The organism is Streptomyces sp. NPDC055103 (genome assembly GCF_053607625.1).
The window spans coordinates 71447-92062 of sequence record NZ_JBSGTX010000023.1 but is presented as its reverse complement, the minus strand read 5'-3'; the positions used below and the strand labels follow the sequence as shown (position 1 = coordinate 92062).

General features: G+C 70.9%; 17 protein-coding genes. 7 read left to right on the top strand and 10 right to left on the bottom strand.

Going from position 1 to position 20616, the window contains the following annotated elements:
• Positions 1-101: 101 nt before the first annotated feature.
• The 6 genes from ACWFR1_RS17060 to ACWFR1_RS17035 all read right to left on the bottom strand — a co-directional run bounded on the left by ACWFR1_RS17060 (position 102) and on the right by ACWFR1_RS17035 (position 7880).
• Positions 102-953 (bottom strand): siderophore-interacting protein, encoded by an 852-nt coding sequence (locus ACWFR1_RS17060; protein WP_453551728.1) that lies wholly within the window; start codon positions 951-953, stop codon positions 102-104.
• Between the two features lie 3 nt (positions 954-956).
• Positions 957-2015, bottom strand: a complete 1059-nt coding sequence (locus ACWFR1_RS17055) for an ABC transporter substrate-binding protein (RefSeq protein WP_453551725.1) — start codon at positions 2013-2015, stop codon at positions 957-959.
• Positions 2016-2228: 213 nt separating this feature from the next.
• Positions 2229-3389, bottom strand: coding sequence for an acyl-CoA dehydrogenase family protein (locus ACWFR1_RS17050; protein ID WP_453551722.1), 1161 nt, complete (start codon positions 3387-3389; stop codon positions 2229-2231).
• A gap of 8 nt (positions 3390-3397) precedes the next feature.
• Positions 3398-4327, bottom strand: coding sequence for a hydroxymethylglutaryl-CoA lyase (locus tag ACWFR1_RS17045; protein ID WP_453551720.1), 930 nt, complete (start codon positions 4325-4327; stop codon positions 3398-3400).
• Complete coding sequence (locus tag ACWFR1_RS17040; protein WP_453551717.1) at positions 4324-6258, bottom strand: acetyl/propionyl/methylcrotonyl-CoA carboxylase subunit alpha; 1935 nt, start codon at positions 6256-6258, stop codon at positions 4324-4326. The genes ACWFR1_RS17045 and ACWFR1_RS17040 overlap by 4 nt, the downstream gene beginning before the upstream one ends.
• A gap of 14 nt (positions 6259-6272) precedes the next feature.
• Complete coding sequence (locus ACWFR1_RS17035) at positions 6273-7880, bottom strand: carboxyl transferase domain-containing protein (protein WP_453551714.1); 1608 nt, start codon at positions 7878-7880, stop codon at positions 6273-6275.
• An 87-nt stretch (positions 7881-7967) separates the two neighbouring features.
• Here ACWFR1_RS17035 and ACWFR1_RS17030 point away from each other — a divergent pair, with 87 nt between their 5' ends.
• Both ACWFR1_RS17030 and ACWFR1_RS17025 read left to right on the top strand, forming a co-directional pair.
• Complete coding sequence (locus ACWFR1_RS17030) at positions 7968-8555, top strand: SACE_7040 family transcriptional regulator (protein ID WP_453551712.1); 588 nt, start codon at positions 7968-7970, stop codon at positions 8553-8555.
• Positions 8556-8717: 162 nt separating this feature from the next.
• The gene (locus ACWFR1_RS17025; protein WP_453551709.1) at positions 8718-9491 is read left to right on the top strand and encodes a phosphatase; all 774 of its coding nucleotides are present in this window, start codon (positions 8718-8720) and stop codon (positions 9489-9491) included.
• Here ACWFR1_RS17025 and ACWFR1_RS17020 read toward each other — a convergent pair.
• The 4 genes from ACWFR1_RS17020 to ACWFR1_RS17005 all read right to left on the bottom strand — a co-directional run bounded on the left by ACWFR1_RS17020 (position 9477) and on the right by ACWFR1_RS17005 (position 13823).
• Positions 9477-10472, bottom strand: a complete 996-nt coding sequence (locus ACWFR1_RS17020; protein ID WP_453551706.1) for a cation diffusion facilitator family transporter — start codon at positions 10470-10472, stop codon at positions 9477-9479. The genes ACWFR1_RS17025 and ACWFR1_RS17020 overlap by 15 nt on opposite strands.
• A gap of 23 nt (positions 10473-10495) precedes the next feature.
• A complete protein-coding gene (gene tesB, locus ACWFR1_RS17015; RefSeq protein ID WP_453551703.1) occupies positions 10496-11395 on the bottom strand; it encodes an acyl-CoA thioesterase II in 900 nt (299 codons plus the stop codon).
• A 5-nt stretch (positions 11396-11400) separates the two neighbouring features.
• Complete coding sequence (locus tag ACWFR1_RS17010; RefSeq protein WP_453551700.1) at positions 11401-12558, bottom strand: acyl-CoA dehydrogenase family protein; 1158 nt, start codon at positions 12556-12558, stop codon at positions 11401-11403.
• A gap of 80 nt (positions 12559-12638) precedes the next feature.
• Positions 12639-13823: a helix-turn-helix domain-containing protein gene (locus tag ACWFR1_RS17005; protein ID WP_453551698.1), complete on the bottom strand. Its 1185-nt coding sequence runs from the start codon at positions 13821-13823 to the stop codon at positions 12639-12641.
• Between the two features lie 164 nt (positions 13824-13987).
• Here ACWFR1_RS17005 and ACWFR1_RS17000 point away from each other — a divergent pair, with 164 nt between their 5' ends.
• From ACWFR1_RS17000 to ACWFR1_RS16980, 5 genes are all read left to right on the top strand, one after another.
• The gene (locus ACWFR1_RS17000; protein WP_453551696.1) at positions 13988-14596 is read left to right on the top strand and encodes a hypothetical protein; all 609 of its coding nucleotides are present in this window, start codon (positions 13988-13990) and stop codon (positions 14594-14596) included.
• Between the two features lie 148 nt (positions 14597-14744).
• A complete protein-coding gene (locus ACWFR1_RS16995; RefSeq protein WP_453551693.1) occupies positions 14745-16016 on the top strand; it encodes an AAA family ATPase in 1272 nt (423 codons plus the stop codon).
• Positions 16016-16690, top strand: a complete 675-nt coding sequence (locus ACWFR1_RS16990; RefSeq protein WP_453551690.1) for an RloB family protein — start codon at positions 16016-16018, stop codon at positions 16688-16690. The genes ACWFR1_RS16995 and ACWFR1_RS16990 overlap by 1 nt, the downstream gene beginning before the upstream one ends.
• 93 nt (positions 16691-16783) lie before the next feature.
• The gene (locus ACWFR1_RS16985) at positions 16784-19378 is read left to right on the top strand and encodes an N-6 DNA methylase (protein WP_453551687.1); all 2595 of its coding nucleotides are present in this window, start codon (positions 16784-16786) and stop codon (positions 19376-19378) included.
• Positions 19368-20597, top strand: a complete 1230-nt coding sequence (locus tag ACWFR1_RS16980) for a restriction endonuclease subunit S (RefSeq protein ID WP_453551685.1) — start codon at positions 19368-19370, stop codon at positions 20595-20597. Before ACWFR1_RS16985 ends, ACWFR1_RS16980 begins: the two co-directional genes overlap by 11 nt.
• Positions 20598-20616: the final 19 nt, after the last annotated feature.

Genomic DNA, 20616 nt, shown 5'->3' with positions numbered 1-20616 from the left:
GCGATGTGAAAGTAAGGTTAGCCTAACCTAATTTTACAGCGCAATGGCCCCCCAACCCGGAAGGATTGGGGGGCCATTGCGGAGAATGGGGACGGGTGTGGTTACGCGTCTTCCTGGGTCTCGTCCGGGACCTCGCGCAGCGCGTCCTCGGACAGTCCCTTGCGCCAGTAGCCGACGAACGTCACCCGGCGGCGGTCCAGTTCGCGCTCCCGCACGAAGTGCCGGCGCAGCGCCTTCACCGCGCCGGACTCGCCCGCGATCCACACGTACGGAGCCTCCCCGGGCAGCTCGGTGCCGCGCACCGCGTCCACGGCGGAGGGCGCCCCCTCCTCCCGTACGAGCCAGGTCACCGTGGCGTCCGCCTCGGTCACCAGGTCCATGCGGTCGCCGGAGTACGGCACTTCGAGGAACACCTGCGCGCGGGTCTCCGCCGGCAGCCACTCCAGGATCGCCGAGGCGGCCGGCAGAGCCGTCTCGTCCGCCCAGATCAGTACGGAGTCGGCGTCCTCGGGGAGCTGGAAGCGGACGCCCGTGTTCGCGGCGACCGCCGGGCCGAGGACGACCACCCGGTCGCCCGGCTCGGCGCGCGCCGCCCAGCGGCACGCCGGGCCGCCGTCCTCGTGGATCGCGAAGTCGATGTCGACCTCGGGAGCCGGCTCCGTGCGCTGCTCGCGGACCGTGTACGAGCGCATCACGGCCCGCTCGTCGTCCGGCATCGCCCGCCACGCGCCGAGGATCGCGTACATGTCCGGGTCGTCCAGCGGCGGCAGGACGGGCGCCTCCTGGCCGGGGTGCGGCAGGAAGAGGGAGAGCGACTGGTCGCGGCCTCCGGAGGCGAACCTCTTCAGGTCCTCACCGGTGAAGGTGACGCGGACCAGCGACGGGCCGAGCCGCCGGGTCCGGTCGACCTGGAGGGAGAAGAACTGGAACGGGGCGGTCTCGGCGGTCGTCATGGGTCAGGACACCTTCTTCGCGTTCTCCAGGGCCTTCGCCAGGTCCTCCAGGAGCGGGGCGCACTTGGCGTAGGAGTAGACCGGCTCGGTGACGCGCGGGATGACCTGGCCGGCCTTGACGGCGGGCAGCGCGGCCCAGGTCGGCTTGGCCTTCAACTGCTCCGGCTGGAGGGTGCCGGTGCGGTTGTCGAGCATGATGACGTCGGCCTGGTACTTGTCGACGTTCTCCCAGCTGAGGCCCTCGAACCAGCCGCCCTGGTCCAGCTTGGTCGGGACGACCAGGTTGACGCCGAGCTCCTTGAAGAAGAGCGTGTCGGTCGGGCGGACCGGCGTGGAGACGTAGAAGAGGTCGGGGGAGCCGGAGCCGATCAGGACCTTGATGTCCTTCTTGCCCTTGGCGGCCTTGCGGACGCGCTCGGCGGCGGCCTCGAAGCGGGTCTTGTCGGCCTTGATCTGGGCCGTCTGGACGTCGGCGCCGAGCGAGGCGGCCAGGTCGGCGTGGCGCTGGAGGACGGTCGGCATCGACAGGTCGGCGGCCCACAGGGCGACGCTCGGGGCGATCTTGAGGATCTTGTCCTTCTGCTCCGCCGGCACGTACCAGAGGTCGTTCTTCTCCCACATGTCCGTGATGAGGACCTCGGGGTTGAGCTTGAGGTACTCCTCGATCTTGAACTCGCCCCAGACGTTGCCGATGACCGCGACCTTGGTGATGTCGAGGTCTCCCGCCTGGACGTCCGGCTTCTTCGCCTTGGTCTTCGGGTCCTCGACGTAGGTCGGGCCGAAGACGCCGACGACCTCGACGCCGAAGTCGTGCAGGGCGGCGGCCGTGCCGGTGAAGGCGACGATCCGCTTCGGGGTGGTCTTCGCCTTCACGGTCAGACCGCGGTCGTCCTTGAACTCCCAGGAGCCGGACTTCGCCGAGGCGGAGGGGGCGGTGGTGGAGCCGCCGTCCTTCTTGGTGTCGCTGCCGCAGGCGGCGAGCGCGGCACCGAGTCCGAGTGCGCCGCCCGCGGCCAGGAGGCCGCGACGGGTGAGACGGGTGGCGCGGGCGGTGCTGGGCATGGCGAAGTCGCTTTCGGTACGAGCCGGTGTCGGCCGGGTCGGCCAGGGATGGCCGAGGTCGGCCGGGTAAGTCGAAGGTAGGTTAGCCTAACCAAAGGTCGATCAGTAGGGGTGGGGTCGTGAGGTGTGGATCACGTGGCGGAGCCCGCCGCCCCGAGGGGGACGACGGGCTCCGGTGAAACTCTGGTGCCGTGCCGGTGGCGCTGTGAGGGATCAGGCCGGGAGGCCCAACTCCCGTGCGATCAGCATCCGCTGGACCTCGCTCGTGCCCTCGCCGATCTCCAGGATCTTCGAGTCTCGCCACATGCGGGCCACCGGGTACTCGTTCATGAAGCCGTAGCCGCCGTGGATCTGGGTCGCGTCACGGGCGTTGTCCACCGCCACCGTGGAGGAGTACAGCTTCGCGATCGCCGCCTCCTTCTTGAACGGCTCGCCGAGCACGAGCCGCGAGGCCGCGTCCCGCCAGCCGATCCGGGACATGTGGGCCTTCGTCTCCATGTCGGCGATCATGAACTGGATGGCCTGGTTGTCGGCGATCGGCCGGCCGAAGGCGTGGCGCTCGTGCGCGTACTTCACCGACTCGTCCACACAGCCCTGCGCGAGACCCGTCGCCAGCGCCGCGATCGCGACCCGGCCCTCGTCCAGGATCCGCAGGAACTGCGCGTAGCCGCGGCCCTCCTCGCCGAGCAGGTTCTCCACCGGGACGCGGACATCGGAGAAGGAGAGCTCGCGGGTGTCCGAGGCGTTCCAGCCGACCTTGGAGTACGGGGCGGCGACCGTGAAGCCCGGCGTGCCCGAGGGGACGATGATCGAGGAGATCAGCGGACGCCCGTCCGGCTTGCGGCCGGTGACCGCCGTGACCGTCACCAGACCCGTGATGTCCGTACCGGAGTTGGTGATGAAGCACTTCGAGCCGTTGATGACCCACTCGTCGCCGTCGCGGACGGCCGTGGTGCGCGTACCGCCGGCGTCGCTGCCCGCGCCCGGCTCCGTCAGGCCGAAGGCGCCGAGCATCTCGCCGCTGGTCAGCTTCGGCAGCCACTCCCGCTTCTGCTCCTCCGTACCGAAACGGAAGACCGGCATGGCGCCGAGGGAGACGCCCGCCTCCAGCGTGATGGCGACGGAGGAGTCGACCCGGGCGAGCTCCTCCAGGGCGATGCCGAGCGCGAGGTAGTCACCGCCCATGCCGCCGTACTCCTCGGGGAACGGCAGCCCGAACAGGCCCATGCGGCCCATCTCGGCGACGATCTCGTACGGGAACTCGTGCCGCTCGTAGTAGTCGCCGATCTTCGGCGCGACCACGTCGTGCGCGAAGGCCTCGACGGTACGGCGGAGTTCCTCGTGCTCTTCGGTGAGCCGGTGGTCGAGGGACATGGGTTTCGTCACTCCTTGTGGGAGAGGGCGCGGACGGTGCGGGAAGGGCTGGGGCGGCCCAGGTGTTCGGCCATCCAGCCGCTTGTGGCGGTGAGGGCGGCCAGGTCGACGCCGGTCTCGATGCCGAGACCGTCGAGCATCCACACGAGGTCCTCGGTGGCGAGGTTGCCGGTCGCGCTCTTCGCGTACGGGCAGCCGCCGAGGCCGCCCGCGGAGGCGTCGACCGTCGTCACCCCGTGCCGCAGTGCGGCGAGGGTGTTGGACAGGGCCTGCCCGTAGGTGTCGTGGAAGTGCACGGCGATACGGGAGGTGGGAACCCCGGCCTCGTTCAGCGCGGTCAGGAGCGCCTGGACGTGGCCCGGGGTGGCGACGCCGATGGTGTCGCCGAGGCTCAGCTCGTCGCAGCCCATCTCGGCGAGGGCCTTGGTGACCCGGACGACCTGCTCGATCGGGACGGCGCCCTCCCAGGGGTCGCCGAAGCACATCGACAGATAGCCGCGGACCTTCAGCCCCGCCTCTATGGCGCGGGTGACCGTCGGCGCGAAGAGCGCGAGCGCCTCGTCGACGGTCCGGTTGAGGTTGGCCTTCGCGAAGGACTCCGTGGCGGAGGCGAAGACCGCGATCTCCCGGGCGCCGAGCGCGAGGGCCCGGTCGAGGCCGCGTTCGTTCGGCACGAGGACCGGGAGGCGGACGGGCAGGTCGCGGACGAGCGGGAAGAGGTCCTCCGCGTCGGCCAGTTGGGGCACCCACTTGGGGTGCACGAAGCTGGTCGCCTCGACGGTGGAGAGGCCCGCCGCGGCGAGGCGCCGCACGAACTCCGCCTTCACGGCGGTCGGGACGAGCGTCTTCTCGTTCTGCAGGCCGTCCCGGGCCCCCACCTCGTGGATCCGGACCCGGGTGGGAAGGCCCGGGTCGGGCACGGTCATGGGCAGGCTCATGCGGTGTCCTCCTCGCGGGGTGTCACCACGGCCAGGATCTGGTCCATGGCGACGGTGGAACCGGGCGTGACGTCGAGCTCGGTGACGGTGCCGGCGTGCGGGGCGGAGATGACGTGCTCCATCTTCATCGCCTCGACGACGAGCAGGCTCTGCCCCGCCTCGACCTCGTCCCCGACGGCCACCTTGACGACGGTGACGGTGCCGGGCATCGGTGCGGCCAGCGTGTCCGCGCCGCCGTGCTTCGCCCCGCTGAGCGCGGCCTCGACGGGGTCGTGGTCGAGCACGTGCCAGGAATCGCCGTCCCGGCCCAGCCAGTTGCCACTGCGGTGGAAGTGATGGGTGAGCCCGTCCACCGTGACCGTCACCGAGGTGCCGGTGACCCGGGCGCCGACCGGTGCCTCGACCGCCACCGGTTCGGCTCCCGGGACGCGTACGGGGAAGGCGAGCGGAGCCGGGCGGCCGCCGAGACGCCAGCCGCTCGGGACCGAGAACGGGTCCGTCCAGCCGTCCCGGGGCGCCGGGGCCAGTGCCGCGAGCCGTACGGCCGCCGCCGCCGCGTACACCTCGGCGGGGACGCCCTGCGGGACCAGGCTCTCCGCGTCCCGTTCCACCAGGCCCGTGTCCAGGTCGCCCGCGACCACGTCCTCGTGGGCCAGGAGGCGGCGCAGGAAGCCCGCGTTCGTGGGGACGCCCAGGGTGACCGTGTCCGCGAGGGCCGCGCGCAGGCGGCGCAGGGCCGTGGGGCGGTCCGGGGCGTGGACGATGACCTTCGACAGCATCGGGTCGTAGAGGGACGAGACCTCCGTGCCCCGCGACAGACCCGAGTCCGTACGGACCCCCGGGCCCTGCGGCTCGTTCAGCGCGAGGACCGTGCCGCCCGACGGGAGGAAGCCACGCGACGGGTCCTCCGCGCAGATGCGGGCCTCGATCGCCCAGCCCGTCAGGTGGATGTCGTCCTGGGTGAAGGGGAGCGCCTCGCCGGAGGCCACCCGCAGCTGCCACTCCACCAGGTCGATGCCGGTGACCAGCTCCGTCACCGGGTGCTCGACCTGGAGGCGGGTGTTCATCTCCATGAAGTAGTACGCCGACGGGTCGACGCCCGGCACGATGAACTCCACCGTGCCCGCGCCCACATAGCCGCAGGAGCGCGCCGCCTCGACCGCCGCCGCGCCCATCGACGCCCGGATCTCCGGGGTGAGGAGCACGGAGGGCGCCTCTTCGATGATCTTCTGGTGGCGGCGCTGGAGCGAGCACTCGCGCTCGCCCAGGTGGATCACGTTCCCGTGGGTGTCCGCCAGGACCTGGATCTCGATGTGCCGGGGCCGGTCGATCCACCGCTCCACCAGCAGCGTGTCGTCGCCGAACGACGAGCGTGCCTCACGGCGGGCCGCCGCGATCTCCTCCTCCAGGACCGTCAGGTCCCGGACGAGCCGCATGCCCTTGCCGCCGCCGCCGGCGGACGGCTTGAGCAGGACGGGCGCGCCCAGCTCGCGGGCCGCCTCGACGAGGTCGGGGTCGGCCGCGCCGGGGACGACGGGCACGCCCGCCGCCTTCACGGTCTCCTTGGCCCGGATCTTGTCGCCCATCAGGGAGATCGCCTCGGCGGTCGGGCCGATGAAGACCAGACCCGCGTCGGCGCACGCCCGCGCGAAGGCGGCGTTCTCCGCGAGGAAGCCGTAGCCCGGGTGCACGGCCTGCGCCCCGGTCCTGGCGGCGGCGTCGAGGAGCGCCGGGACGGAGAGGTACGACTCGGCGGCCGGCGGCGGACCGATCCGTACCGCCGTGTCCGCCTCCCGTACGTGCCGGGCGTCGGCGTCCGCGTCGCTGTAGACGGCCACCGAGCGCACGCCCATCTCCCGCAGGGTGCGGATGACGCGGACGGCGATCTCTCCTCGGTTGGCCACCAGCACGGTGTCGAACATGCTGTGCATCTCTTGAGGGCCCTTCACATCCGGAAGACGCCGAACTGGGGGTCACCCAGCGGCGCGTTGGCACAGGCGGTCAGGGCGAGGCCGAGGACCTGCCGGGTGTCCATCGGGTCGATGACCCCGTCGTCCCACAGCCGGGCGCTCGCGTAGTAGGCGTTGCCCTGGGTGTCGTACTGCTCGCGGATCGGGGCCTTGAAGGCCTCCTCGTCGTCCGCGCTCCACTCGTCGCCGAGCTGGTCGCGCTTGACCGTCGCGAGGACGGACGCGGCCTGCTCGCCGCCCATGACGGAGATCTTGGCGTTGGGCCACATCCACAGGAAGCGCGGCGAGTACGCCCGGCCGCACATCGAGTAGTTGCCCGCGCCGTACGAACCGCCGACGACGACCGTCAGCTTCGGGACCCGGGTGGTGGCCACGGCCGTCACCATCTTGGCGCCGTGCTTGGCGATGCCGCCGTGCTCGTACGCCTTGCCGACCATGAAGCCGGTGATGTTCTGCAGGAAGACGAGCGGGATCCCGCGCTGGTCGCACAGCTCGATGAAGTGCGCGCCCTTCTGGGCCGACTCGGCGAACAGGATGCCGTTGTTCGCGACGATCCCGACCGGGTGGCCGTGGATGCGGGCGAAGCCGGTGATCAGCGTCTGCCCGTACTCGGACTTGAACTCCTGGAAGCGGGAGCCGTCCACGACGCGGGCGATGACCTCGCGCACGTCGTACGGGGTGCGGGAGTCCACCGGCACCGCGCCGTAGAGCCCGGCCGGGTCGACCTTCGGCTCCTCGGCCGGCTCGACCGACCAGGGGAGCGGGCCGCGCTCGGGGAGCGTGGCGACGATGTTCCGGACGATCCGCAGGGCGTGGGCGTCGTCCTCGGCGAGATGGTCGGTGACGCCGGAGATCCGGGAGTGGACCTCGCCGCCGCCGAGCTCCTCCGCCGTGACGACCTCGCCGGTCGCCGCCTTCACCAGCGGCGGACCGCCCAGGAAGATCGTGCCCTGGTTCCGTACGATCACGGCCTCGTCGCTCATCGCGGGGACGTACGCGCCGCCCGCCGTGCACGAGCCGAGGACGGCGGCGATCTGCGGGATGCCCGCGCCGGACATCCGGGCCTGGTTGTAGAAGATCCGGCCGAAGTGCTCCCGGTCCGGGAAGACCTCGTCCTGCATCGGCAGGAACGCGCCGCCGGAGTCGACCAGGTAGAGGCAGGGGAGACGATTCTCCAGCGCCACCTCCTGGGCCCGCAGGTGCTTCTTCACCGTCATCGGGTAGTAGGTGCCGCCCTTGACCGTGGCGTCGTTGGCGACGATCACGCACTCGCGGCCCGAGACCCGGCCGACGCCGGCGATGACCCCGGCCGCGGGGGCCTGGTCGCCGTACATGCCGTTCGCCGCGAGCGGGGCCAGCTCCAGGAAGGGCGAGCCCGGGTCCAGGAGGGTGTCCACGCGGTCCCGGGGCAGCAGCTTCCCGCGCGCCGTGTGCCGGGCGCGGGACTTCTCACCGCCCCCCAGCGCGGCGGCGCCGAGCTTGGCGCGCAGCTCCGCCGCCAGCTCGTGGTGCGCCGCCTCGTTGGCCTGCCAGGCCGCGGACGCGGGGTCCGCCGCGCTCGTCAGCACAGGTGCCTGCTGCATCCCTCGAGCTCCCTTGCTCGGTTAATGAGCGTTAACGTATGGCGCTCAGGTTAACGACCGCTAACCGGGTTGTCTAGAATTGCCTCCATGACCACGACCGCCAGGACCACCGCACCGACGCGACGCGAGCAGATCCTCAAAGAGGCCGCCCGCCTTTTCGCCGAGCGAGGCTTCCACGGGGTCGGCGTGGACGAGATAGGAGCGGCCGTCGGCATCAGCGGCCCCGGGCTCTACCGCCACTTCCCCGGCAAGGACGCGATGCTCGCCGAGCTGCTCGTCGGGATCAGCGAGCGGCTCCTCACCGGTGGCCGCATCCGGGTCGGCGAGACCACCGGCGACCCCGAGGCCGTCCTCGCCTCCCTCGTCGACGGGCACATCGACTTCGCCCTCGACGACCGGCCGCTGATCACGCTCCACGACCGGGAGCTCGACCGGCTCAAGGACGAGGACCGCAAGCGGGTGCGGCAGCTCCAGCGGCAGTACGTGGAGCTGTGGGTGCCGGTCGTGCGGGAGCTGTACCCGGCCGTGGCCGAGGCCGAGGTGCGGACCACCGTCCACGCCGTCTTCGGCCTCCTGAACTCGACCCCCCACCTGGCCGCGCTGGGACGCGAACCCATGGAGGCGCTGTTGCGGCGTCTGGCGCACGGGGCGTTCGGAGCACTGGCGGCCGAGTAGGGCGCGGGGGAGGGAGAGGGCGCGTCCAGGAGCCGGGGCAGGCCGCTCGTCACGCGGTGGCGCGGTCCAGTAGCCGGGCAGACCGCTCGTCGCGCAGCGGCGCCGGTCCACGAACCGGGACGCGCCGGTCGTCACGCAGCGCACTCGGACAGAATGGCCCTCATGCCGATACCCAGCCGCCCCGCCCTCGTCGAGCACCTCGTCCGCACCCGGATCGCCGGGGACGTCGCCACGCCGCGCGACAACAACCTCGCCCACTACAGAAAGCTCGCCAACGGCGACCGGCACTACTGGCTCGGTCTTGAGCTCGGCGACCGCTGGACCGACGAGCAGGACGTGCTCGCCGTGATGGCCGAGCGGTGCGGGGTCGTCGACGACCCGGCCCACCGGACCGGCCAGGACACCATCGACCCCGAGCTGACCGTCGACGGCCTCGACCGGATGGCCGCCCGGCTCCGCAAGGCCGCCGCCGGCAAGGAGCGGGTCCTCTTCGCGACCGGCCACCCGGGCGCCCTCATCGACGTCCACAGCCGGATCGCCGCCGCGCTGCGCGCCCAGGGCTGCGACATCGTCCGCATCCCGGGCGGGCTGATCGCCGACGAGGGGTACGTCGTGCAGTTCGCCGACGTCGCCGTCTTCGAGCGCGGCGCCACCCTCTGGCACACCCACTCCCCGGAGCCGATGAACGCGATCCTCGACGCGCTCGGCGAGGAGGGCCGACCCGACCTGGTGATCGCCGACCACGGCTGGGCCGGGCGCGCGGGCCAGCGCGGCATCGACTCCGTCGGTTACGCGGACTGCAACGACCCCGCCCTCTTCATCGGCGAGGCCGAGGGCACGATGCAGGTCACGATCCCGCTCGACGACCATGTCGTCGACCCGCGCTTCTACGAGCCGATGACGGCGTACACGCTGGATGCCTCAGGCCTGCTCTGAGGGATCCGAGGGCCTGGCCCGGCGCTGGTCCAGGCCCGGCGTCGGGTCCAGGTACACCCGGCGGATCGCCGGGAAGCGTTCGCGGAGCTGGTCCTCGGCGTCCTCGCAGGCCCATTCGATCTGCTCCGCCGAGGCGACGTCCCGGAAGTCGATCTTCGCGGCGACCAGGATCTCGGAGGGCCCCTGGATGAGGGTCGTCAGATCCATGACGTCCACGACGTGGGGGACGGTGCGGAGCTCCTCGCGGACCGCGTCCCGCAGGTGCCGGGGCAGCGGGCGGCCGATGAGGAGCTGGGCGTTGGAGCGGCCGAGGACCCAGGCCACGTACACGAGCAGGAAGCCGATGAGGATCGAGGCGACGCCGTCCCAGACGCCGGAGCCGGTGATCTGCCCGCCGAGCAGGCCGCCCGCCGCCAGCATCAGGCCGGCCAGGGCGGCGGAGTCCTCCATGACCACCGCCTTGACGGTGGTGTCGGCGGTGAGCCGGAGGTAGCGGCCGAGGGGGGCCTTCATCCGGTCCGCCTCGGCGCGGACCTGCTTGATCCCGGTCCGCAGGGAGAAGCCCTCCAGGAGGAACGAGACCCCGAGGACGATGTACGAGACGAGCGGGTCGCCGAGCTCCTCACCGTGGACGAGGGTGTGGATGCCGTCGTAGACGGCGAAGACCGCGCCGCCGGCGAAGGTCGCGACGGCCGCCAGCATGGCCCACACGTACCGCTCGCCCGCGTATCCGACGGGATGGTCCTCGTCGGCGGGCTTCTCGCTCCGCTTGAGCGCGGTGAGCAGCATGACCTCGGTGACGGTGTCGGCGACCGAGTGCGCGGCCTCCGACAGCATCGCGCTGGACCCGCTGATGACACCCGCGACGGCCTTGGCGACGGCGATCCCGAGGTTCGCCACCGCCGCCACGATCACCGTGAAGGTGCTCTCGCCGTTGTCCGCGCCCGCGCCGTTCGCGGTTCTCGTGTCGTTCTCCGCCATGGTGCGGACGGTATGTCCGATCATCAGCGCGGAACGCGAACGACACCCTCCTGGATGACGGAGATCGCCAGCTTCCCGTCCCGCGTCCAGATCCTGGCCTGGCCGAGACCGCGCCCCCCGGAGGCGGAAGGGGACTCCTGGTCGTAGAGGAGCCATTCGTCGGCCCGGAAGGGCCGGTGGAACCACATCGCGTGGTCGAGGGAGGCCCCGACCACGTCCCCGACGGCCCAGCCGCCCCGCCCGTGCGCGAGCAGGACGGAGTCGAGCAGCGTCATGTCGGAGACGTACGTCGCCAGGCAGACGTGCAGCAGGTGGTCGTCGGCCAGCTTGCCGTTCGTACGGAACCACACCTGCGAGCGCGGTTCGCGCGGCTCCCCGACCGAGCCCCACGGCGGGGTGTCGGCGTACCGCAGGTCCACCGCCGCCCGCGCCTCGACCAGCCGGTCGGCGACCTCCGCCGGCAGGTGCCGGGGGAGCATCTCGGCGGCCGTCGGCAGCGACTCCGGGTCCGGCGCGGCCGGCATGTCCGCCTGGTGGTCGAGCCCCTCCTCGTACGCCTGGAAGGAGGCGGAGAGGTGGAAGATCGGCTGCCCGTGCTGGACGGCGACGACCCGGCGGGTGGTGAAGGAGCGGCCGTCGCGGATGCGGTCGACGGTGTAGACGATCGGCGCGCCCGGGTCGCCGGGGCGCAGGAAGTACGCGTGCAGGGAGTGCGCGAGACGGTCCTCGGGCACGGTCCTGCCCGCCGCCACCAGCGCCTGGGCGGCCACCTGGCCGCCGAAGACGCGGGGGACGAGAGCGGAGCGGGACTCGCCCCGGAAGATGTCCCGCTCGATCCGCTCCAGGTCGAGCAGATCGAGCAGGGCATCAAGGGCATCCGGAGCGGGGCGCCCGGCGTGGTGCTCGTCGTGCGGGTCGGGCACCTGGACTACAGGCCCATCGACTTCGCGATGATCGACTTCATGATCTCGCTGGTGCCGCCGTAGATGCGGTTGACGCGGTTGTCGGCGTACAGGCGGGCGATCGGGTACTCGTTCATGTAGCCGTAGCCGCCGTGGAGCTGGAGGCAGCGGTCGATGACGCGGTGCGCGACCTCGGTGCAGAAGAGCTTGGCGCTCGCGGCCTCGGCCGGGGACAGCTCGCCCGCGTCCAGGGCCTCCAGGGCGCGGTCGGCGACGGCCTCGGCCGCGTCGACCTCGGCCTGGCAGGCGGCCAGCTCGAACTTGGTGTTCTGGAAGGAGGCGACCGGCTTGCCGAAGACCGTGCGGTCCGTGACGTACTGCTGCGCGAAGCGGACGGCGGCCTTGGCCTGCGCGTAGGCGCCGAAGGCGATGCCCCAGCGCTCGGAGGCGAGGTTGTGGCCGAGGTAGGAGAAGCCCTTGCCCTCCTCGCCCATCAGGTCCTCGACCGGGACCTTGACGTCGACGAAGGCCAGCTCGGCCGTGTCGGAGGTGCGCAGGCCCAGCTTGTCCAGCTTGCGGCCGATGGAGTAGCCCTCGGACTTGGTGTCCACGGCGAAGAGGGAGATGCCGAAGCGGCGGTCCTCGGCCGACGGGGCGGACGTCCGGGCGCAGACGATCACGCGGTCGGCGTGGACGCCACCGGTGATGAAGGTCTTCGAGCCGTTGAGGACGTAGTGCGTGCCGTCCTCGGAGAGCTTGGCGGTGGTCTTCATGCCCGCGACGTCGGAGCCGGTGCCCGGCTCGGTCATCGCCAGCGCCCACATCTCCTCGCCGGTGACGAACTTCGGCAGGTAGCGCTTCTTCTGCTCGTCGGTGGAGAGCATCTTGATGTAGGGCAGGGCGAGCAGGACGTGCACGCCGGAGCCGCCGAACTGCACGCCGGCGCGCGAGGTCTCCTCGTACAGGACGGCCTCGAACTTGTGGGTGTCCAAGCCCGCGCCGCCGAACTCCTCGGGCACGTTGATGCCGAAGATGCCCAGCTCACCGAGCTTGTCGTAGAACTCGCGGGGCGCCTGGCCCGCCGCGAACCACTCGTCGTAGACGGGGACGACCTCGGCCTCGATGAAGGCGCGGATGGTCTCCCGGAACGCCTCGTGGTCCTCGGTGAATACGGTACGGCGCACGGTGCGACTCCTCCGGTGTGCGGGCGGGCCCAGTTGTCTAAGCGCTTGCTCAGTCTGTCGAGTACGAAGTTACCCACCGGTCACCCGCCCTGTCCAGACTCCCGGCCTGTGATCCAGGCCCGTCCCACGGAGTCGTACCCGTATACGGGCCGCCCCTTCGCCCCGCTCGTCCGAAAGGGTGCACCGTCCTCGTTTCCGATCCGGACCGTGCCCCGGCGCCCCTCCGAGCTCCACTCCAGCTCCAGGTACCAGCGGCAGTCGCACCCCGCCGCCCCCGCCGAGACCAGCAGTTCCTCCGGCTCGGCGGCGCTGACCGCGTACGGGAAGGAGACCGCCGGGAGCGTCCGGCCCTCCTGCCCGGAGGCGTCGTACCCGTCCAGCGCCCGCGCCACCGGCCGCGGCCGGTCCAGGTCCACCTCGAAACGGCGCGGCGTCACCGCCCCGCCGCACCCGTCGTCCATCCGGTACGCCGCCCAGGGCAGCGGCGCGCCCCGCTCCACCACCCGCACGTGCAGCGCCTGGAGCACCACCGCCGCGGCGCTCTTCCCCTGCACCGACACCCGCACCAGCGTCTCCCCGCCGTCCACGGCCCCCTGCGCCGCCGCCCAGCTCGGCGCGTCGGCCGCCTCCGGCGGGGGAGGGGGTGTCCGCTCCACGAGGTAGGTGTGCCCGCACCCGTTCTTCCAGATGTGCGAGGCGACCGTCCACGTCAGCGGCGGCGGTGGTTCGGCGGCCCGCTCCCGGGTCTTCCCGGGCAGGAGTACGGCTCCGAGCGTCACCGTCCCCACGACCGCCAGCGCCCCGCAGACCACGCCCACCCACCCCCACCCGCGCCTCCGCCGCGCGGACGGGAGGCCCGGCACGCGCGCGTGCACGGGGTCCAGCTCGGGTTCGGGCTCGGACGCAGGCTCCGGGGTCGGGGCCGGGGACGGCTCCGGCGCAGGCTCCGGTTCCGGGCCGGGCCCGGGCTTCGCGTCCGGCTCGGGCTTCGCGTCCGGCTCCGGCACCGGACGGCGGCGGGTGCGGTCCGCGTGGCGCCAGGCCACCTCCAGGGCCCGCCGCTCCTCCTCGTCCGCCCCGCACAGCAGGGCGAGGCGGTCGACCACGGCGAACTCCTCCGGGACGGTCGCGCCGGAGCAGTAGCGGTGGAGGGTGGACGCGCTGACGCTCAGGCGCCGGCCCAGCGCCTCGTAACTGCGCCCGTCCCGCGCCTTCAGCGCGCGCACGAGCCGCGCGAACTCCTCGACGGCGGCGTCCTTCGGCATTCCATCCCCCTCGACCGTGCGTCCCACCCTTCACGTCCTTGCACGTCAGCAGGGGTGGAATGGTTCCGGGACGGGTGGAGGGCGCGTCGCCGTTGCCCGGGACGGGCGGCGGCCCGACGCTGGTGGAAGCACTGACCGAACGACCCGACGGGGGATCCACCACCATGAACAAGCTCCGCACCGCACTCGCCACGGCCGCCGCTGCCGCCCTGGGCCTCGCGGCCCTCGCCACGGCCCCGGCGCAGGCCGCCGCCCAGCCGGCCTTCCTCGCCGCCTCCCAGATGCCGCCGTCGTCGACGCCGTGGACCGCCACCCAGGTCTTCACCGGCGTCCCGGAGAACGGCGGCGTCCTCTGCGCCCCGTACAAGATCCCGGCGGAGAACACCCGCTACCGCGAGTTCACCACCGAGCTCGACACGAACGGCGTCCAGGTCACCACCGTCGCCCGCACCGAGGCCGACGCCGTGAAGCTGGTCGACACCCTCCGCAAGGCCCTCGCCGGCTGCGGGCCCCTGCTTGAGCAGCAGAACCCGGGGCTGCACGCCGTCAGCGCCGCCCACGGCAAGCTCGCCGTCGAGGAGGGTGCCTGGGTCTACAGCCTGGACACCGCCGACCCGCAGATCGGCAACACCGACATCCACCTCTTCTCCGTCGGCCGCGACGGCAGGACCGTCACCTTCGTCCGGTGGGGTCAGATGGGCGACTTCAAGGACGCCCCGCTGACGGCCTTCAAGGCGACGACGAAGACCGCCGTCAACAAGCTCTGGCCGTGACCGACTCCGAGCGGCCCTGATCGTCCCTCCCCCTGCGTGCCCGGCCCCGCTGGGCGCGCCGGAGGAGAGCGACGGCAGGGAGATCGCGGGCCCTGGAGCGAGCCGCTGTCATTGATGACCATTACGCTGGCCGCGGAGAGGGGGCAGCATGCTGCTGAGGTTTCGTACCGCGAACGTCCGGTCACTGCGCGATGAGCAGGAACTGTCCTTCGTCGTGTCCGAGGGGGAGCCGAGTGCCGCCGCTCGGTCGCTGCATCTCGCCGGCAGCGGAGCGCTCGGGGTTCTGCCCCTCATCGGCGTCTTCGGCGCCAACGCGTCGGGCAAGTCGAACGTCCTGGCCGCCATGACCGACATGCGGACCGCCGTCCTCAACTCCTACGCGCGCTGGGCGTCGTACGACGGCATTCCGCGACGCCCCTTCGAGCTGGGCGGCGGCAAGGAGGAGCGTGAGCCGAGCTTCTTCGAAGCGGACCTGGTGATCGACGGTGTGCGCTGGACGTACGGGTTCGAGCTCGGCCCGGAGCGCGTCGAGGCGGAATGGCTGCACAGCTACCCCCGCGGCCACCGCCAGGTCTGGCTCGACCGCGACGCCTCACGCAGCGAGGTGTACGAATGGCCCGGCGCCCGGGTCAAGGACCGGGCCCAGCTCGTACGGCGTACCCGGCCCAACGCCCTGCTCCTGTCCACGGCCGGCACGGACAACCATCCGCAGCTCTCTCCGCTCTTCCACTGGTTCCGCCGCAACCTCTGGCTCATCAACCCGGAGGACGAGCGGACGCAGCGCGAGGCGTTCACCACGCGGGAGCTCTCGGGGCAGCGCGCACGGCGCATCAACGAACTGCTGCGGGTCGCGGACCTCGGCATCACCGGCGCGGAAGTCGTCCAGGAGGGGCGGGGCCCCTCCACGGTGAAACTCACCCACCGGTCGGCCTCGGGTGAGGTGTCCTTCGACTGGCACGACGAGTCGTTCGGTACCCGCTCGTGGTTCGCCCTGCTCGGCCCCCTGCTTCTTGCCCTCGACGAAGGCGCGGTCCTGCTCGTCGACGAACTGGACTCCAGCCTGCACCCCCGCTTCGCCGCCGAAGTGGTCCGGCTCTTCCACGACCCGGACGCCAATCCGAGGGGCGCGCAGCTCGTCTTCACCTCGCACGACCCGTCGGTGCTCAGCACACCGAGCGGCGGACGCCTGCTGGAGCCCGCCCAGGTGTGGCTGACGGAGAAGGACGAGGACGGGGCCACCGACCTCTACCCGCTCACCGCCGCCTCCCCGGGCAAGGACGAGGACCTGATGAAGTCCTATCTGGCCGGAGCCTTCGGTGCGGTCCCCGATCTCCTGGAGGGCCAGATCGCGAGGCGGCTGCTGGCTGCCACAGGGAAAGAACGTGAGCAGGATCGTGGGGACGGGGCGGAGCTGAGCTGATGGCACGTACGAGGGGGAAGGACTCGCTGGGTCCCGCGAAGCAGCAGCGTGGGCGCCGCCGCCGGGTCGTCCACGTCTTCACCGAGGGCCGGGTCACGGAGCCCGACTACATCCAGATCATCCGCGAGCGGGGCATCTACGCCGATCCGTCCGTAGCGGTGGAAGTACGGATCGCGAACTCCTCCGCGCCGGGTTCCCAGCGCAAGCCGATCAAGCTGGTAGAGGCTGCTGTGCAGCTGATGCGGGACGAAGCACGGGACGCGAAGCGCAACGGTCTGAAGCAGGAGTTCTGGCCGCAGGTCTGGTGCCTGTTCGACCGCGACGAGCACGAATCGATCGACGCGGCGCTGAAGCAGGCCCGTGACGGGGACGTACGCGTCGCCTTCTCGCACCCGTGCTTCGAGGTGTGGCGGCTGCTGCACCACAAGGCGGTGAGCGGCACGTTCGGCGGAGTCTGCGGACAGGCGACGGCACGGCTGCCGTTCGCCAAGGACGCGGCGAACATCAAGAGCGTGCTGCCGGAGCAGATCGCGCGGGGCAGCTTCGCGGAGGCCAAGAAGCGCGCGCTGAAGATGAACGCGACGCACGGTGACCACGTACCGCTGGTCAAGCGCGATCCGTACACCGACGTCTTCGCCTTCGTCGAGGACGGGCTCGGAATCACCTCGTACTGACGCGAGCGAGTGGGCCGGGCGTCCGTTTTCGCGGGGAGCCCGCCGCCGCCGTAGGGTTCCTACGTCACACCGGGGACGTAGGGAGTCGAACTCGTGGCCAAGCTCACGCTCGCGCAGTTGGAGCGGCATCTTTTCGCCGCCGCGGACATCCTCCGCGGCACGATGGACGCCTCCGAGTACAAGGACTACATCTTCGGCCTGCTCTTCCTGAAGCGGGCCAACGACGAGTTCGAGGCCGCCCGGGAGCACATCCGGGAGCACGCGGCGAAGAGCATGGGACTCACGGGCGAGCTGCTGGAGAGCTACCTGGAGCAGGAGTCCGCCTACGGCGACCGTGACGTGCTGTACGTCCCGAAGGTCGCCCGCTGGGCACAGATCTCCTCGGCCACGCACAACATCAACGAGGACCGGCTGCGGCCCGCGCTCCAGGCGCTCGAAGGCCAGAACAGCAAGCTCAAGGGACTCTTCGACCACCTCGACTTCAACCGCATCGGCGGATCCGGTGCGGCAGCGGGCGCGGCCAAGCTCGCCGACCAGCGGCTGAAGCTGCTCATCGCGCACTTCGGACGCATCCGCCTGCGGACGGACGACTTCGAGTTCCCCGACCTGATCGGCGCCGCCTACGAGTACCTGATCAAGGAGTTCGCCGACTCGGCGGGCCGCAAGGGCGGCGAGTTCTACACCCCGCGCGCGGTCGTCCGCATGATGGTCGAGCTGCTCGGCCCCCGGCAGGGCATGCGGATCTACGACCCGTGCGTCGGCTCGGGCGGCATGCTGATCCACGCCAAGGAGTACGTGGAGGAGCACGGCGGAGACACCACGGACATGTTCTTCGCCGGCCAGGACGCCAACAGCGGCTCCTGGATCATGTCCACGATGAACATGGTGCTGCACGGCGTGCGCCGCTTCGACCTGCGCACTGGCGACACCCTGGCGGAGCCGGCACACGTACCGAGCACCGACGCGGACCGCTTCGACGGCGTCCTCAGCAACCCGCCGTTCTCCATGGACTACACCCTCAGCGACCTCCTGTACGGCGCGCAGCGCACGACGTACGGGGCGACCAGCGAGCGCGGCAAGGCCGACCTGATGTTCCTCCAGCACATGCTGTGGGAGACGAAGCGGGAGGGGCGCGGTGGCATGGTCATCACGGTCATGCCGCATGGCGTGCTGTTCCGCGGGGGCGGCGAGCAGGAGATCCGTACGAAGCTGCTGGACGACGACACGATCGAGGCCGTCATCGGACTCGCCCCGAACCTCTTCTACGGCACGGGCATCCCGGCCTGCATCCTGCTGCTGCGCCCGCCGGGGAAGAAGGACCCGGCGCGGGCGGGCAAGGTGCTGTTCATCAACGCGGACCGCGAGTACCGCAAGGAGTCGGCCCAGAACGTGCTCCTGCCCGAGCACGCGGAGAAGATCACCTCCACCTTCCACGCGTACGCGGAGGTGCCCGGCTTCTCGCGTGTCGTGACCCGCGAGGAGCTGCGCGACAACGACGACAACCTCAACATCCGCCGCTACGTGGACAACACGCCGCCGCCGGAGCCCCAGGACGTGCGGGCGCATCTGGTGGGCGGGGTGCCGCGTGCGGAGATCGAGGCGAAGCAGGACCTGCTGGAGGCGTACGAGGTGGTTCCGGCCGACCTCTTCGCCGAGCGGGACCCGGTCGACCCGGCGTACATGGACTTCCTGCCGGAAGGGCACCGCCCGGACGCGGCCCGGCTCGCGGAACTGGCCCGCCCGCGCGAGGACGAGCTGCGGACCGCCTTCGCCAAGTGGTGGGACGAGGAGGCCCGGCACCTGGAGGCGGTGACGGCGACCCCCGAGCGTCTGGCCGACCTGACGTCCTCGGAGCGCAAGGCCGCGCTGATGGCGGTGCGGGGCTCGTTGATCGAGTCGTTCGTGGAGCGGCTGGGCGGGGTCGGACTGCTCGACCGGTACGCGCTCGCGGGCGCGGTGGCGGGGTGGTGGTACGAGGCCAAGTACGACCTGCTGGCCCTGTCGGAGAACGGGTTCGCGGGCGTCCTGGACGGCTGGGTGGAGAACGTCGACACCCTGCTCGCACCCGAACAGGACCCGAAGACGAGGAAGCTGCGTAAGCGCACGGCCGCCGAGCGGCGCCAGGCGTACGACCACAAGGTGGTCGCGGCGATCGCCCCGGACTTCCTGGAGGAGCTCGCGGCGGCGGACGCGCGCAAGGCGGAACTGGACGCGCGCTGGAAGGAACTCAACGCCGAGCCGGAGCCGTCGGAGGACGGCGAGCCGGAAGGTGACGAGGACGCCGTCACACGCGAGACCGTCGCGCTGAGCGTGGAACAGCTGGCGGAGCTCGCCCACGTGAAGAAGGAGCGGGCGAAGGCCGGCGCCCTGATCAAGCGGCTTGAGGCGGAGTTCTGGTCCCCGTGGCCGAGCGACCCGCCCAAGCTGGGCGAGGAACCGCCGAGGCTCTTCCGGGCGCGGGCCGCGCTGGACGCGGAGGGGGAGCGCCGGGTGGTGCTGGAGCTGCTGCGGGACGATCTGGCGGGGAAGCTGGACGGGCATGTGGTGCGTCGGCGGCGGGAGTTGATCGACGCGGTTGGGGTGTGGGCGGACAAGTACGCGGTGTCGCTGCGGGAGATCCGGGCGGAGCGGGAGCGGGCGGCGTCGACGCTGGACGGGTTCCTGAAGGAGCTTGGTTATGTCGGCTGACGTAATCGGTCCCGGATTTCTTCCCCTTGAGAGGCTTGCAGAAGTGTCAGGGGGCGTAGCCCTTGGTGGAGGAGCGCCGGGCGGTTCTGTCGAGCTGCCCTATCTGCGAGTAGCCAATGTCCAGGACGGATACATCGATACGGAGGACGTGAAGACCGTCCGGGTGGCAGTAGGCGCCATTGAGCGATTCCGGCTGGCGCGTGGAGATGTCCTCCTCACCGAGGGGGGCGACCTGGACAAGCTTGGCCGAGGCGCGGTGTGGGATGGCCGGGTAGACCCCTGCCTCCACCAGAACCACATCTTTAAGGTGCGGTGTGACCGCTCGAAGCTTCTCCCGGAGTTCCTGGCGCTCTACATGGCTTCCGGCGAAGGTAAGTCGTATTTCCTGCGCGTTGCCAAGCAGACGACGAACCTGGCGTCGATTAGTTCGTCACAATTGAAGTCGATGCCGATTCCTACTCACCCGCTGGCCGAGCAGTATCGGGTTGTGGAAACGGTCGACGCCGTGAAGGCGCAGGAGCGCGTCATCGAGGCGTCGATCGCCAAGTTGCAGAAGTTGAGAGACGGCCTTCTGTACGACGCGTTCCGCAGGAATGGGATGTCGGCCAGTCAGGGGCCGTCTGCGTCTCGGGGGGAATGGCCCACGGCGGCCCTTGGCGCACTCTGTCACATTGGCTCAGGTACGACTCCGCCGAGAGCGGCAGCCGTCAGATACTTCGCCAGTACCGGCACCCCCTGGGTGAAGACCCTCGACCTCAACGAAGGTCTAATCTCAGCTACGGACGAATCACTGACCGCAGCGGCCGTGGATGAGCTTCGGATGCGAATTTTTCCCGCAGGATCAGTGCTGGTAGCCATGTATGGCGGATGGGAGCAGATCGGCCGGACAGCGATGCTTCAGGTCCCGGCTGCTGTGAACCAAGCAATCTCCGTCCTCGTAGTGAATGGCGATATGGATCCCGAGTACCTCTTGCTGGCGTTGCAGCATGGTCGCCACAGGTGGCGGCAGTTCGCGGCCAGTACACGGAAGGACCCCAACATCACGAAGTCGGATGTGCAGGGCTTTCGGATCCCCGTTCCATCGCGTGAGGAGCAGGGGGGGATTGTCGCGCTTGCTGCAGCTCCGTCGAGGCAGGTCATTTTCCAACAAGCAGAGCTGGCCAAGCTGCGCGGCCTCAGGCAGGGGCTTGTGGACGACCTGCTGTCGGGCAAGACCTGATCAGTCATGGAGAAGCGCC

Bases quoted from the DNA above. Each gene is read 5' to 3' on its own strand.
- ACWFR1_RS17060 (WP_453551728.1), bottom strand. From the start codon at position 953: ATGACGACCGCCGAGACCGCCCCGTTCCAGTTCTTCTCCCTCCAGGTC.
- ACWFR1_RS17055 (WP_453551725.1), bottom strand. From the start codon at position 2,015: ATGCCCAGCACCGCCCGCGCCACCCGTCTCACCCGTCGCGGCCTCCTG.
- ACWFR1_RS17050 (WP_453551722.1), bottom strand. From the start codon at position 3,389: ATGTCCCTCGACCACCGGCTCACCGAAGAGCACGAGGAACTCCGCCGT.
- ACWFR1_RS17045 (WP_453551720.1), bottom strand. From the start codon at position 4,327: ATGAGCCTGCCCATGACCGTGCCCGACCCGGGCCTTCCCACCCGGGTC.
- ACWFR1_RS17040 (WP_453551717.1), bottom strand. From the start codon at position 6,258: ATGCACAGCATGTTCGACACCGTGCTGGTGGCCAACCGAGGAGAGATC.
- ACWFR1_RS17035 (WP_453551714.1), bottom strand. From the start codon at position 7,880: ATGCAGCAGGCACCTGTGCTGACGAGCGCGGCGGACCCCGCGTCCGCG.
- ACWFR1_RS17030 (WP_453551712.1), top strand. From the start codon at position 7,968: ATGACCACGACCGCCAGGACCACCGCACCGACGCGACGCGAGCAGATC.
- ACWFR1_RS17025 (WP_453551709.1), top strand. From the start codon at position 8,718: ATGCCGATACCCAGCCGCCCCGCCCTCGTCGAGCACCTCGTCCGCACC.
- ACWFR1_RS17020 (WP_453551706.1), bottom strand. From the start codon at position 10,472: ATGGCGGAGAACGACACGAGAACCGCGAACGGCGCGGGCGCGGACAAC.
- ACWFR1_RS17005 (WP_453551698.1), bottom strand. From the start codon at position 13,823: ATGCCGAAGGACGCCGCCGTCGAGGAGTTCGCGCGGCTCGTGCGCGCG.
- ACWFR1_RS17000 (WP_453551696.1), top strand. From the start codon at position 13,988: ATGAACAAGCTCCGCACCGCACTCGCCACGGCCGCCGCTGCCGCCCTG.
- ACWFR1_RS16995 (WP_453551693.1), top strand. From the start codon at position 14,745: ATGCTGCTGAGGTTTCGTACCGCGAACGTCCGGTCACTGCGCGATGAG.
- ACWFR1_RS16990 (WP_453551690.1), top strand. From the start codon at position 16,016: ATGGCACGTACGAGGGGGAAGGACTCGCTGGGTCCCGCGAAGCAGCAG.
- ACWFR1_RS16980 (WP_453551685.1), top strand. From the start codon at position 19,368: ATGTCGGCTGACGTAATCGGTCCCGGATTTCTTCCCCTTGAGAGGCTT.